The sequence below is a fragment of the Bradyrhizobium sp. CB2312 genome (genome assembly GCF_029714425.1).
In the GTDB taxonomy this organism is placed as follows: Bacteria; Pseudomonadota; Alphaproteobacteria; order Rhizobiales; family Xanthobacteraceae; genus Bradyrhizobium.
This window is the reverse complement of the sequence record NZ_CP121668.1, coordinates 4,713,880-4,726,633: the sequence shown is the minus strand read 5'-3', so window position 1 is coordinate 4,726,633 and position 12,754 is coordinate 4,713,880. Positions and strand designations below refer to the sequence as shown.

Below are 12,754 nucleotides of genomic sequence, written 5' to 3'. Positions count from 1 at the left end.
ACCCCGACCAGGTGTCAGGAAGGCTCAGGCCGGCATGTAAGCTATTGAGATTCCGCCAAAAATGGCGCGAGAGACGGGGCTCGAACCCGCGACCTCCGGCGTGACAGGCCGGCGCTCTAACCAACTGAGCTACTCCCGCGTGACGCGTATGTGTCCGCGCGGAACGAGGGGGGAATTAAAGGCCGGACCAAGTGAAGTCAAGGACGTTGGTACCTAAAGCCGGAATAGTCCCGTCCCCCGCCGATTACGTGCGTGGAGAGGCTCCTCCACCTCTCGCGACGTAGTCAGTTCAGCCCCGAATCGTCTACGCCTTCCGTCACTTGCGTGGTTCCGAGGCACTCCCCGAGACCTCGCGAGGAATCGAGGAGGTCAGACATGGCGAAGAAGGCTGCAGCTCCCGCCACCATCACGCTCAAGCACCTCGCCGCCGACATCGCGGAGAGCCAGGACCTGTCGAAAAAGCACGCCGAGGCCGTCCTCACCGACATGGTCGAGCTGATCACCAAGCACCTGAAGAAGGGCGACCGCGTCCGCATCGTCGGCCTCGGTATCCTCCAGGTCCGCAAGCGCGCCGCCCGCACCGGCCGCAATCCCGCCACCGGCGAGGCCATCCACATCAAGGCCAGCAAGAAGGTCGCGTTCCGCCCGGTCAAGGAACTGAAAGAGGCGATCTGAGCGGCTTACGTCTCGTTAAGCCTGATCCCATCTGATCCGGCCGCATCACGGCCCGCTTTTCTGATATACCGCCTGCTTCCCCAAAGACCCGGCGGTTGACCAGAAAATGTCCTCCCTCTCCTTTTCGCACACCGTGACCGAGCGCTTCCTGCGCTACGTCACCATCGACACCCAGTCCGATCCGGAATCCCCTCACTCGCCCTCGACCGAGAAACAGAAGGACCTCGGCCGCGTGCTCGCCGCCGAGCTGAAGGCGATGGGCGTCGTGGACGCGCATCTCGACGAGTATGGTTACGTCTACGGAACGATCCCGGCCAACACCGACAAGAAGGTGCCGGTGATCTGCTTCTGCTCGCACATGGACACCTCGCCCGACGTCACCGGCAAGGACGTCAAGCCGCAAATGGTGAAGAACTATCGCGGCGGCGACATCACGCTGCCGGGCGATCCCAGCCAGGTGATCCGCTTCAATGAGCACCCCGCGCTGAAGAACCAGATCGGCAACGACATCATCACCACCGACGGCACCACGCTGTTGGGCGCCGACAACAAGGCCGGCGTCGCCGAGATCATGGATGCCGCGCATTTCTTCATCAACAATCCCGACGTGAAGCACGGCACCATCAAGATCCTGTTCACGCCGGATGAAGAGATCGGCCGCGGCGTCGACAATGTCGACCTGAAGAAGCTCGGCGCCGATTTCGGCTACACCATGGACGGCGAGAGCGCCGGCACCGTCGAGGACGAGACCTTCTCGGCCGACGGCGCCACCATCACCATCAACGGCGTCAGCGCCCATCCCGGCTACGCCAAGGGCAAGATGGAGCACGCGATCAAGATCGCGGCCGCCATCGTCGAGCGCTTGCCGAGGGAAGGCTGCTCGCCGGAGACGACTTCAGGCAAGCAGGGCTTCCTGCATCCGGTCGGAATCGACGGCGCGCTGGAGCAGGCGACGCTGTCCTTCATCGTGCGCGACTTCACCGAGGAAGGGCTGAAGGAGAAGGAGGCCCTGCTCAAGGGCATCGTCAAGGACGTGATGAAGGACTATCCGCGCTCGACCTACACGTTCGAGGTGCGCGAGCAGTACCGCAACATGAAGCAGGTGATCGACCGTCACCCGCACGTGCTCGAATACGCCATCGAGGCGATTCGCCGCGCCGGCCTGCGTCCGATGCACACCGCGATCCGCGGCGGCACCGACGGCTCGCGCCTGTCCTTCATGGGCCTGCCCTGCCCCAACATCTTCGCCGGCGAGCACGCGTTCCACTCGCGGCTGGAATGGGTGAGCCGGCAGGACATGGAGAAGGCGGTGCAGACCATCGTGCATCTGGCGATGATCTGGGAGGAGAAGGCCTAGCCTCTCGAGGACAGGGATGGCCGGGCTGGTCCCGGCCATCATGTTGCAGGTTATCTACGGCACCGGCATCGCCCGCGGATTGCGATGGAAGCGGTTCGAGCTTGCCATCCAGTTCGGCAACGGCTCGCCATCGCGGTGGCGTCCGCCGGCAACGGCGGCACCCCAGGCGACTGCGGCGCCGATCAGGGCCGCCGCCGCAACCGAGAAGGCCACGATGATCGAGTTGCGCCGCGCGCGGTTGATCGCCGTGTGGGATTCCGCGATCATCGCGTCGACCCGCCGCTCGGAATCAGGTGCTGCCAATCCCGTGGCAGCGGCAACCTGCTGCACGAGATAGGCTCGGTCATCGGTGCTGACACCGCTATGGCTCGAAGACGTCATCAGGATGCGTCCGGCCTCGGCGCGGGCTTCCCGCATGTCGGTGTTGGGAGGCCTGCGCGGCGCGCGGAACAGCTTGTCCAGCTCGTAGCTGAGCAGCGGCTCGGCGGAGGTGACATTGCCGGCTCCGCTGCGCAGCGGCGAACGGTCGAGTGCGGCCGCACCGAGGATCGCCAGCAGCGCTGCGCCGATCAGCACGGCAAGCGCCCAGGACGTCAGGCCATGCAGCCCGTCCCGCCGCTCGCCATCATCCTCGATCGTCGCCAGCGCCGGCGCCGGTCGCGTGGTCCGTCCGGCGATGTAGCCGCCGAAGCCGAAGCTGACGATCGCCTGGATGATCAGATACAGCCCGGACAGCAGCGCCAGCGCCGCCGACGCATCGCGCCATGTCGGCGAGGCCGAGCTGACCCCGAGGCCGATGGCAACGCCAAAGCCGACAAGGATGAACGACATCGCTCCGGCGGCGAAGGCGCCCGCCAGCACCGAGCCCCATTGGATGGTCCGGCGATCCTCGACGATCGCCGCGCCGCCCTCCATCACGTCTTCCTGCACGAGAGTTTCGATTGTCATCACGGCTCTCTCAGCGCAAGCCGAAGAACGACAGGATCGCCATGATCACGACGATCAAGCCGATCAGATAAATCAGTCCGTCCATGGTCCGTCCTCCTCAACATTCCCAATCGCTAATCGGGAGGAACGAGGAACGTTCCTAATTCGGCACGGCCCCGTGGAACGAACCGGCGAGACGCGAATTGTCTGTCCAAGTCCCAAGGATGAAGATTGTGAGCACAAAAGGCCCCAGCCGGGCAGCCCCGGAGCTGGGGCCTTTCCGTGTGTATTGACCGGCTGACCTGCCCGCTGCCTGTCCTATGTTAACGACGCCGGCGGCGGGATCATCAAAGATGCGGTCGGGGCGGGACCTGCAAATCGGGAGAGGCGCGTGGACCGCAGAACGGCGTGCCTGCATCAGGCGGATATATTCCGGGAGAAGGCCCTCGCCGATCCCGAGCACCATGATCAATGGATCGATGAAGCCATCAAATGGCTGGAGCGGGCGATGGAGGCGAGCTGTCACGCCGTCATCACGGTCGAGGCTGACGACATCAGCCATGCTCCGGAGCCGACGCGCGCGGCCGCGATCGACACGCTCGCCTTGGACCCGCGTGTGATCGCCCGCCCGTGAGAAGTGCTCGCAGCTCGCGCTGCTGCGGCAAATGTTCCTGGGACGTAACAATGTTGCGGGTCGACACTGTTCCCACCGCCATGCTAGGCCGGGCGCAGACCGCAACCAGGGTTACATCGTGCTCGCGACCCGCCAGCCCTCAGCATCCCGCCGACCGCGCAACTGGCGCGGCCTGCTGTCCGTGTTGATTGCGGTGGTCTATCTGCTCGCCGGCGCGCTGCACGGCCTCCATGACATCGACGTGACTACGCCTGCCGGCGGCTTGGAAATTGCGGCGGTGCTCGATACTGCCGGACACAGCGATCACAAGGCGATCGGGGGGCATCATTGCCATGGCTGCTTCTCGGTCGCGGTCGTTCAGCCGGCACCATCGAGCACGTCGATCCCGCTTGTGGCGGCTCCGCATCCGGAGCCCGAGCCCCATCGCACCGGCATCGTCCCCGATACCGACTCCCCGCCCCCCAAGCATCTGACCTGAGCGGATCAGCCGGGCGCTGGCTATGCGCCCATCTCGTCTCCTTCACAGGTCCTATTCATGCTTTCCAGGCGAACGGCCGCGCGCATGGCATGCGCGATGGCTCTTCTCGTCAGCCCACCGCTGGTGCTGACCTCACACGCGCAGACGCTGACGATGCGCGCGGCGCTCTCGCGCGCGCTGGCCTCGAGCCCGCGCCTGACGGCGGCGGAGCGCGATGTCGGCATCGCCACCGGCCAGCGCATCCAGGCGGGCGCACTGCTCAACCCGGAACTGTCCTATGAGCAGGACAACTCGTTCGGCTCCGGCATCTATCGCGGCACGAGATCGGCCGAGACCACGCTTCAGATCAGCCAGGCCTTCGAGCTGTTCGGCAAGCGCGAGGCGCGGATCGCCGCCGGCGCGGCCGGCATCGAGGTCGCCGCGATCCAGCGCAAGGCGGTCAGGCTGGAGGTGCTGTCGGAGACCGCGATCGCCTTCCTCAGCGTGCTCGGCGCGCAGCGGCGCATCCAGATCCTCGACGAGCAGATCGCCGCGATCGACCGGCTGACGCCGCTGCTGCGCCGCCGCGTCGAGGCCGGCGCCTCCTCGCCGGCCGAGACCGGCCGCGCCGAGGTCGCCTCGGCGCTGGTGAAGGCCGACCGCGAGCGCTTCAAGGCGACGCTGGCGAGCGTGCGGCGCGAGCTTGCCGTGCTGATGGGCGATCCCGCCGCGAAATTCGGCGAGGTCTCCGGCCGGCTCGACACCATGGGCAAGCCGCCGCCGTTCCAGTCGGTGGTCGCCGCCATCGACGCCAATCCGCAGCTGGTCCGCTGGACCGCGGTCTATGCCCAGCGCAATGCCGAGCTGCTGATGGCGCGCCTGCGGCCCTACCCCGACGTGCGCATCGCCGCCGGCTGGCGCCATTTCAACGAGACCAATGACGACGCGGTGCGCCTCACCGTCTCGGTACCGATCCCCGTGTTCGACCAGAACCAGGGCAACATCCTCTCGGCGCAGGAGAGCCTCGCCAAGACCAGGGCCGAGCGCGAGGCGAGCCGCAACACGCTGATCGTGGTCGCCGGCCGCGCCTACGACTCGCTTCAGGGCTCGCTGCGCGAGCTCGCCGTGCTGCGCGAGACCGCGATCCCCAAGGCGACCGAAGCCTCCGAAGCGATCTCGCAAGGCTATGGCCAAGGCCGCTTCACCCTGCTCGAAGTGCTCGACGCCCAGGCGAGCGTGACGCAGGCGCGCCTGCGCGAGCAGGAGGCATTGCAAAACTTCCATGTCGGCGTTGCCACCATCGAAGGCCTCGTCGGCAATCCCTTCACGCTCGCGCGGGAGAGCGCACGATGAAGACAGTCTCCACCATCCTCGTTGCCGTCGTGGCCGCCGCGCTCGGCGCTTACGGCTATTCGATGCTTGCACCAGCCAAGGTCGCGCATACCGACCATGCCGAACATTCCGAGCAGAAGAAGCCGAACGACCATGTCGAGCAGGACGAGCACGGCGCCGACCGCATCCGCATCTCCGACGTCAAGCTGGCCGCGGCCGGCGTCACGCTGGCCGAGGCCGCGAGCGCGACGCTGACCGACACGCTGTCCTTCAACGGCATCTTGCGCGCCAACCAGGAGGCAGTGGTTCAGGTCACACCCCGCTTTCCCGGACTTGCAAAATCGATCCAGAAGCGCATTGGCGACAAGGTCGGCAAGGACGACCTCCTCGCCGCGATCGAGAGCAACCAGAGCCTGACAGTCTACGAGCTTAAGGCGCCGATTGCCGGCACCATTATCGAGCGGCAGATCTCGCTCGGCGAATATGCCTCCGAGCAGAAGCCGGCCTTCGTCGTCGCCGATCTCTCCACCATCTGGGTCGATCTGTCGATCTACCGGCAGGATCTCAGACGCGTGCGCATCAACGACGAGGTGCTGATCGACCCCGACGACGGCCGCGGCGAGATCAAAGGCACGATCTCCTACATGGCGCCGATCGGCTCGAGCGAGACCCAGACCGCGCTGGCGCGCGTGGTGCTGCCCAATCCGGACGGACGCCTGCGTCCCGGCCTGTTCGTCACGGCGCGGCTGATCCTCGCCGCCCGCAACGTCGCCGTCGCCGTGCGCCGCAGCGCGATCCAGACACTGGAGAACAAGACCATCGTGTTCGTCCGCGAGGACGGCGACAAGATCGAGGCGCGGCCGGTCGAGCTTGGCGACTCCGACCCGCGCCATGTCGAGATCAAGGCGGGCCTTTCCGCCGGCGAGCACTACGTCGCGGAGAACAGTTTTGTGGTGAAGGCCGAGATGGGCAAGGGGGAGGCCGAGCATGATTGAGCGCCTCATTGCCGCCTCGCTGAAGCAGCGCTGGCTGGTCCTCCTGCTCGCGCTCGGCGCCGTCGCATTCGGCGGCTGGAATTTCCAGCGCCTGCCGATCGACGCCGTACCCGACATCACCAACGTGCAGGTGCAGATCAACACTCGCGCGCCCGGCTACTCGCCACTCGAAACCGAGCAGCGCATCACCTTCCCGGTCGAGACCGTGATGGGCGGGCTGCCCAAGCTCGACTACACGCGCTCGCTGTCGCGCTACGGCCTCAGCCACGTGACGGTGGTCTTCAAGGACGGCACCGACATCTATTTCGCCCGCCAGCTCGTGGGCGAGCGCATCCAGCAGGTGAAGGACCAGCTGCCGGCCGGCGTCGAGGTCGCAATGGGCCCGATCTCGAGCGGGCTTGGCGAAATCTTCATGTACACCGTCGAGGCCAAGGCGGGCGCGAAGGCACCAGGCGGCCATGACTATTCGCTGACCGACTTGCGCACCGTGCAGGACTGGATCATCCGGCCGCAGCTTCGCAACGTGCCGGGGGTGATCGAGGTCAACACCATCGGCGGCTTCGAGCGGCAATTCCACGTGCTGCCGGACCCCGGCAAGCTGATGGCCTACCGGCTCGGCTTTCGCGACGTCATGACGGCGCTGGCCGCCAACAACGCCAATGTCGGCGCCGGCTATATCGAGCGCAACGGCGAGCAATATCTGGTGCGGTCGCCGGGCCAGGTCGGCAGTATCGGCGAGATCCAGGATGTCGTGATCGGCTCGCGTGGTGGCAATCCCGTCAGGATCCGGGACATCGCCACCGTCACCGAAGGCCGCGATTTGCGCACGGGAGCGGCGACGCGTGACGGTGAGGAGACCGTGCTCGGCACCGCCATGCTGCTGATCGGCGAGAACAGCCGCACGGTGGCGCGCCGTGTCGCGGCCCGTCTCGAGGACATCGCCAAATCGCTGCCCGAGGGCGTCGTGACGCGAACCGTCTACGATCGCACCCATCTGGTCGAGGCCACGGTCCGCACGGTCCAGAACAACCTTGTGGAAGGCGCGGCACTGGTCGTGGCCGTGCTGTTCCTGATCCTCGGCAACATCCGCGCCGCGCTGGTGGTGGCCTGCGTCATTCCGCTGTCGATGGCCATGACCATCACCGGAATGGTCGAGACCAGGGTCAGCGCCAACCTGATGAGTCTCGGTGCGATCGACTTCGGCATCATCGTCGATGGCGCCGTGATCATCGTCGAGAATTGCCTGCGCATGCTGGCGGTGGCCCAGCGCGAGAAAGGCGGCCTGCTCACGACCGCCGAACGGTTGCGCGCGATCCAGCGCGGGTCGAGCGAAGTCATCAAGCCGAGCCTGTTCGGAACGCTGATTATCGCAGTGGTCTATCTGCCCGTGCTGACGCTGACGGGCGTCGAGGGCAAGATGTTCACGCCGATGGCGCTGACCGTGCTGATGGCGCTGGGCGCGGCCGTCTTGTTCTCCATCACCTTCGTGCCGGCGGCGGTTGCCATCTTCGTTACGGGCAAGGTTTCCGAGCACGAAAACCTGTTCATGCGGATGGCAACGCGTGCCTATCTCCCCCTGCTCCGCTTTGCCATCGACAACCGTGCCGCCGTCGCGATCATGGCTGTCGTCATCGTGGTCGCGAGCGGCATCGCCGCTTCGCGAATGGGCGGCGAGTTCATTCCGAGCCTGGACGAGGGCGATGTCGCGCTGGCCTCGATCCGGATTCCCGGGACCAGCCTCACCCAGTCGCTGGACCTCCAGAAGGCGCTGGAAAAGCGCATCACGCAGATTCCGGAGGTGAAGGAGTTCTTCACCCGCATCGGCACCGCGGAGGTCGCCACCGACCCGATGTCGCCGGCGCAGACAGACGGCTACATCATGTTGAAGCCGCGCGCCGAATGGCCCGACCCGGACAAGCCGAAATCGGAAGTGATCGAAGCCATCGACAAGGCCGCCGACGACATTCCTGGCAGCGCCTACGAGCTCTCCCAGCCGGTCCAGTTTCGTGTCAACGAGCTGATCTCCGGCGTGCGCAGCGACGTCGGCATCAAGGTTTTCGGCGACGACCTCGACATCCTGCAAGGTGCGGCAAAGCAGGTCGAGGCGGCGATCCGCGGCATCCGCGGCGCCAGCGACGTCAAGATCGAGCAGGTCTCGGGCCTGCCGATCCTCACTGTCCGCCTCGATCGCCAGGCGCTCGCCCGCTATGGGCTCAGCATCAGTGAGGTGCAGGGCATCGTCGAGATCGCGGTGGGCGGCAAGTCGGCCGGAAAGCTGTTCGAGGGCGACCGCCGCTTCGACATCGTCGTGCGCCTGCCCGAGCGGCTGCGCGGCAATCTCGAGGCGATCCGCGCCATCCCGATCCCGCTGCCGCCGGGCGAGGACGCCGCGGCCAGCGCGCCGATCCGCACAGCGCTCACCGGCTCTCCCCTCGCCCAGATGCGCTACGTGCCACTGTCGTCGGTCGCAACCGTCGATACGACGCCCGGCCCCAACCAGATCAGCCGCGAGAACGGCAAGCGGCGCATCGTCGTCACCGCCAACGTCCGCGCGCGCGACCTCGGCTCCTTCGTGAGCGAGGCGGAAGCCGCCGTCGCCGAAAAGGTCAAGCTGCCGCCGGGCTACTGGATCGGCTGGGGCGGACAGTTCGAGCAGCTGGTCTCCGCCACCAAGCGGCTGACGATCGTCGTGCCGGTGGCGCTGCTGCTGGTGTTCCTGCTGCTGTTCATGGGCATGGGATCGGCGGCGGATGCGGCGCTGGTGTTTTCCGGCGTGCCGCTGGCGCTGACCGGCGGCGTTGCGGCTCTGCTGCTGCGCGGCATCCCGCTGTCGATCAGCGCCGGCGTCGGCTTCATCGCGCTGTCGGGCGTCGCCGTGCTCAACGGGCTCGTCATCATCGCCTTCATCGAGCGGCTGCGCAGCGAGGGGCGGCCCATCGCGGAAGCCGTGCGCGAGGGCGCGCTGACCCGTCTGCGCCCGGTGCTGATGACGGCGCTCGTGGCTTCGCTCGGCTTCGTGCCGATGGCGCTCGCAACCGGCGCCGGCGCCGAGGTGCAGCGGCCGCTCGCGACCGTGGTAATCGGCGGCATCATCTCCTCGACGGTGCTGACGCTCTTGGTGCTGCCGGCGCTCTATGTGCTGTTCCGCCGTGACGTGGCAAACGAAACGCCTACAATGGCGCCCGATTTGGCGGCTTCCGGGGAGCGCTAGGATTGGGCAGCCACGACCATCATCACGATGATGATCATGCGGGCCATTCGCATAATCATGGTCACGGCCATGACCACGCGCATGGCCATGATCATGGTGCTGCGCATGTTCACGCGCCCGCCAGTTTCGGCAAGGCGTTCGCGATCGGCATTACCCTCAACACCGCGCTGGTCGTGGCCGAGGCGGTCTATGGCTATATCGGCAACTCCACCGCGCTGCTCGCGGACGCCGGCCACAACCTGTCCGACGTGCTCGGCCTGGTCGTGGCCTGGGGCGCCTCGGTCGCGGCAAAGCGCGCGCCGAGCGGCCGCTTCACCTACGGCTTGCGCGCCTCCACCATCCTGGCGGCGCTGGCGAACGCGGTATTCCTATTGGTCGCGACCGGCGCGATCGGCTGGGAGGCGATCCTGCGGCTGCGCGAGCCGGAGCCAATCGCGGGCGTCACCGTGATGGTGGTTGCCGGCATCGGCATCCTCGTCAACGGCTTTACCGCCATGCTGTTCGCAAGCGGCCGCAAGGACGACATCAACATCGAAGGCGCCTATCTGCACATGGCGGCCGACGCCGCGGTCTCGCTCGGCGTCGTGGTCTCGGCAGCGCTGATCATCTGGACCGGCTGGCTCTGGCTCGATCCCGTCACCAGCCTCGTGATCTGCGCCACCATCCTCTGGAGCACGACGAGCCTCTTGCGCGGCTCCATCGACATGTCGATGGCGGCCGCGCCGAAGGGCACCGACCTCGCCGCGATCAAGGCATTCCTGCTGGCGCGGCCGGGCGTAACAGGAATCCACGATCTCCACGTCTGGCCGATCTCGACCACCGAGACGGCGCTCACGTGTCACCTCGTCATGCCCGGCGGCTCCGGCGACGCATTCCTGATGGAGACGGCGCAGCAGCTGAAAGCATCGTTCCGCATCGGCCACACCACGCTCCAGGTCGAGACGCATCCCGACAATGGCTGCGCGCTGGCGCCGGATGATGTGGTGTGAGGGACGACAGACCTATCCACATCGTCATTGCGAGCGAAGCGAAGCAATCCAGACTGTGTCCGCGGAGGGATTCTGGATTGCTTCGCTGCGCTCGCAATGACGGTCGTAGAGAGAGCCGCGCCTACCCCACCGTCGCCGTGACGATCCAGATCGCGCCCTGCAGCGCCACGCTCTGCCCCTTCAGGAACGGCGCGAGCGTCTCGCGGATCGAGGCTTTGGCGGCCTCATAGGTCTCCGGCGGATGCCCTTGCAGCGCGCGGCTGGCGGGGCCGATCTGGAGTGAGCCGTCGACGGCGGCGTCGAGACCGCCGCCGATGGCGATATCCATGGCGAGATTGTGCGGCTCCATCGCGACGTCCGCGAAGCCGGCACCTTTCAGGATGCGCATCACGCGCTCTTCGGAGGCGAAGGCGAACGGGCCCGGCTCCTCCGGCCCGACCGGCGGCATCTTCGGGACGTGTTTGTAGACCGCCATCAGCGGCGCCATCATCCACGGGTTTTCCTTCGGCTCACGCCAGCAGACGAAAGCGAGCCGCCCGGTGGGCTTCAGTGCGCGGCGGAGATTGGAGAAAGACGCGACGGGATCGGCAAAGAACATCACGCCGAAGCGCGAGGCGAGGAGATCAAAGCTCGCCGGCTCGAATGGATGCACCGTCGCATCCGCCAGCACGAAATCCAGCGGCAGGCCCTTTGGCGCCAGCGCCCGCGCCTGCGACAGCATTGGCTCGGAGACGTCGAGGCCGAGCGCAAAGCCATCGGACGCGACGGCCTTCGCGAACGCAAACGTCGTCGCGCCGGAACCGCAGCCAACATCGATCACCCGCTCGCCCGGCTTTGGTTTGGCACGGTCGATCAGGACGTCGGCGATCGGCCCGAGCAGCTTCTCCTGCGCCGCATGGCGGTCCGCCCAGCGCTGCCCGCTCGGGCCGTTCCAATAGGCGATCTGGTCGGCGTTCTCTGCGTGTCCGCTTGGCTGTTCCATGGGTGCCCCTCTGGCAACTCGGTCGAAAGACCCCGATGCCGAAAAGCAATGACGCCGTCAACCGGGGCTGCTCTGTCCACCTGTCGGCGAGGCATGCCTCCGTTCGCGCCGCGTTGCACGGCGTCAGAGATCGACGGACGGTGAGAGCACTTACTGCCGAGCTGCGCTACGCCAATGCGCTACGCAAAGTCATTCGGCCGCCAGCGAGGCTCCAGTTCGCTTCGCAAGAACCCGGCGGAAGTCCGTTGCCAGCTCGTCGTAATAGCGGGCAAGCTCCTGATAAAAAGCCTTGCCGGCTTCGTCGCTCGCTTCCTGAGCTGCTTTCATGCAGTGAGCGGCTTTGGCCTCGTACCTTTCCAACTTCGTGCGAAGATCACTCATCACGGCGATACTCCACGCTCATTAGGGGAACTGGAACGGTGGTTCGCGGTGCGATCGAAAAGATGACCGAACGAAGGCAATTTTGGACCCGCTACGGGTCTCTTTCACGGCGCCGGGTGCCTGGCAAAAGCCCGCCTTGGTCCGTTGGGCTCCGGCGCGGCGGCCTTCGCCCGCATCGCGTCAATGACGTTTGAGCTGGCTTGGAGGTCTAAGCCGGCTTACCCAGCCGAAACTCGCGAAGCGAGTGAAGGCTGGTGGGCGGTCACGGATTCGAACCGCGGACCCTCTCGGTGTAAACGAGATGCTCTAACCAGCTGAGCTAACCGCCCCTCGCCGCCTCTTTAGCCTCACAGGCCCCGGACGGGCAAGCGCGGAACTCCATTTCCGGGACCTCAATCCTGCGGCCGTCCCGGCAGCAGCGGCACCGCGTCGATCCAGACCGCCGCCGACTGCACCAGATCTGCCTCACCGGCCGCAGCGCATCGCGCTGGCGGATGCTGCCCCAGCGGATGCCCCAATCGTCGGCCTGGTCGCCCTCACCGCTGGTGAACAGGGGGGAACCGCAGTCCGCGCAGAAGTGCTGGAAGCGCATCCGGCCGTTGTCGCCGCGCTTGCCGTAGATTTTTGGCGTGCCGCCGGTGAGCTTGACCTCAGCCTGGGTGCAGATCGCGGTGACCCGGAACGGCGAGCCGGTCAGCGTCTGGCAGTCGGTGCAGTGACACACCGAGACCGCCTCAGGGTCGACTTCGGCCTCAAAGGTGATCTTGCCGCAATGGCATTGTCCGTCGACCTGCATGACCAGTCCTCAAAACAA

General features: G+C 66.3%; 11 protein-coding genes, 2 tRNA genes and 1 pseudogene. 8 read left to right on the top strand and 6 right to left on the bottom strand.

From position 1 onward, the window contains the following. Nucleotides 1–62 precede the first annotated feature (62 nt). Nucleotides 63–139 (bottom strand) — tRNA-Asp (locus QA642_RS23270). A 236-nt stretch (nt 140–375) separates the two neighbouring features. Here QA642_RS23270 and QA642_RS23265 point away from each other — a divergent pair. Further along, entirely contained in the window at nt 376–675 is a 300-nt protein-coding gene (locus tag QA642_RS23265; protein ID WP_027559498.1) for an HU family DNA-binding protein, read from the top strand. Nucleotides 676–781: 106 nt separating this feature from the next. Next, nucleotides 782–2,032 (top strand): peptidase T, encoded by a 1,251-nt coding sequence (gene pepT / locus QA642_RS23260; RefSeq protein WP_283086665.1) that lies wholly within the window; start codon nt 782–784, stop codon nt 2,030–2,032. 54 nt (nt 2,033–2,086) lie between these two features. Here the strand turns inward: pepT and QA642_RS23255 are convergent, their stop codons facing one another. Next, nucleotides 2,087–2,980 carry a hypothetical protein gene (locus tag QA642_RS23255; protein WP_283086664.1) on the bottom strand — a complete coding sequence of 298 codons (894 nt, stop codon included), beginning with the start codon at nt 2,978–2,980 and terminating at the stop codon, nt 2,087–2,089. 370 nt (nt 2,981–3,350) lie between these two features. Here QA642_RS23255 and QA642_RS23250 point away from each other — a divergent pair, with 370 nt between their 5' ends. The 6 genes from QA642_RS23250 to QA642_RS23225 all read left to right on the top strand — a co-directional run bounded on the left by QA642_RS23250 (nt 3,351) and on the right by QA642_RS23225 (nt 10,577). Next, nucleotides 3,351–3,593, top strand: a complete 243-nt coding sequence (locus QA642_RS23250; protein ID WP_283086663.1) for a hypothetical protein — start codon at nt 3,351–3,353, stop codon at nt 3,591–3,593. 118 nt (nt 3,594–3,711) lie between these two features. Then, a complete protein-coding gene (locus tag QA642_RS23245; RefSeq protein WP_283086662.1) occupies nt 3,712–4,071 on the top strand; it encodes a hypothetical protein in 360 nt (119 codons plus the stop codon). 57 nt (nt 4,072–4,128) lie between these two features. Further along, complete coding sequence (gene ihpA, locus QA642_RS23240) at nt 4,129–5,403, top strand: divalent metal ion exporter subunit IhpA (RefSeq protein WP_283086661.1); 1,275 nt, start codon at nt 4,129–4,131, stop codon at nt 5,401–5,403. Next, entirely contained in the window at nt 5,400–6,377 is a 978-nt protein-coding gene (gene ihpB, locus QA642_RS23235) for a divalent metal ion exporter adaptor subunit IhpB (RefSeq protein ID WP_283086660.1), read from the top strand. The genes ihpA and ihpB overlap by 4 nt, the downstream gene beginning before the upstream one ends. Next, on the top strand, nt 6,370–9,588 hold the full coding sequence (locus tag QA642_RS23230; protein ID WP_283086659.1) for a CusA/CzcA family heavy metal efflux RND transporter: 3,219 nt from the start codon (nt 6,370–6,372) through the stop codon (nt 9,586–9,588). The genes ihpB and QA642_RS23230 overlap by 8 nt, the downstream gene beginning before the upstream one ends. A gap of 2 nt (nt 9,589–9,590) precedes the next feature. Beyond that, nucleotides 9,591–10,577, top strand: coding sequence for a cation diffusion facilitator family transporter (locus QA642_RS23225; RefSeq protein WP_283086658.1), 987 nt, complete (start codon nt 9,591–9,593; stop codon nt 10,575–10,577). Between the two features lie 121 nt (nt 10,578–10,698). Here QA642_RS23225 and QA642_RS23220 read toward each other — a convergent pair whose 3' ends face one another. From QA642_RS23220 to QA642_RS23205, 4 genes and pseudogenes are all read right to left on the bottom strand, one after another. Continuing rightward, entirely contained in the window at nt 10,699–11,559 is an 861-nt protein-coding gene (locus QA642_RS23220; RefSeq protein ID WP_283086657.1) for a methyltransferase domain-containing protein, read from the bottom strand. Nucleotides 11,560–11,748: 189 nt separating this feature from the next. Continuing rightward, on the bottom strand, nt 11,749–11,940 hold the full coding sequence (locus QA642_RS23215; RefSeq protein ID WP_283086656.1) for a hypothetical protein: 192 nt from the start codon (nt 11,938–11,940) through the stop codon (nt 11,749–11,751). A 252-nt stretch (nt 11,941–12,192) separates the two neighbouring features. Continuing rightward, nucleotides 12,193–12,269 (bottom strand) — tRNA-Val (locus QA642_RS23210). A 63-nt stretch (nt 12,270–12,332) separates the two neighbouring features. Beyond that, nucleotides 12,333–12,736 (bottom strand): annotated as a pseudogene (locus QA642_RS23205) (GFA family protein). Nucleotides 12,737–12,754 lie beyond the last annotated feature (18 nt).

Bases quoted from the DNA above. Each gene is read 5' to 3' on its own strand.
- QA642_RS23265 (WP_027559498.1), top strand. From the start codon at position 376: ATGGCGAAGAAGGCTGCAGCTCCCGCCACCATCACGCTCAAGCACCTC.
- pepT (WP_283086665.1), top strand. From the start codon at position 782: ATGTCCTCCCTCTCCTTTTCGCACACCGTGACCGAGCGCTTCCTGCGC.
- QA642_RS23255 (WP_283086664.1), bottom strand. From the start codon at position 2,980: ATGACAATCGAAACTCTCGTGCAGGAAGACGTGATGGAGGGCGGCGCG.
- ihpA (WP_283086661.1), top strand. From the start codon at position 4,129: ATGCTTTCCAGGCGAACGGCCGCGCGCATGGCATGCGCGATGGCTCTT.
- ihpB (WP_283086660.1), top strand. From the start codon at position 5,400: ATGAAGACAGTCTCCACCATCCTCGTTGCCGTCGTGGCCGCCGCGCTC.
- QA642_RS23230 (WP_283086659.1), top strand. From the start codon at position 6,370: ATGATTGAGCGCCTCATTGCCGCCTCGCTGAAGCAGCGCTGGCTGGTC.
- QA642_RS23220 (WP_283086657.1), bottom strand. From the start codon at position 11,559: ATGGAACAGCCAAGCGGACACGCAGAGAACGCCGACCAGATCGCCTAT.
- QA642_RS23215 (WP_283086656.1), bottom strand. From the start codon at position 11,940: ATGAGTGATCTTCGCACGAAGTTGGAAAGGTACGAGGCCAAAGCCGCT.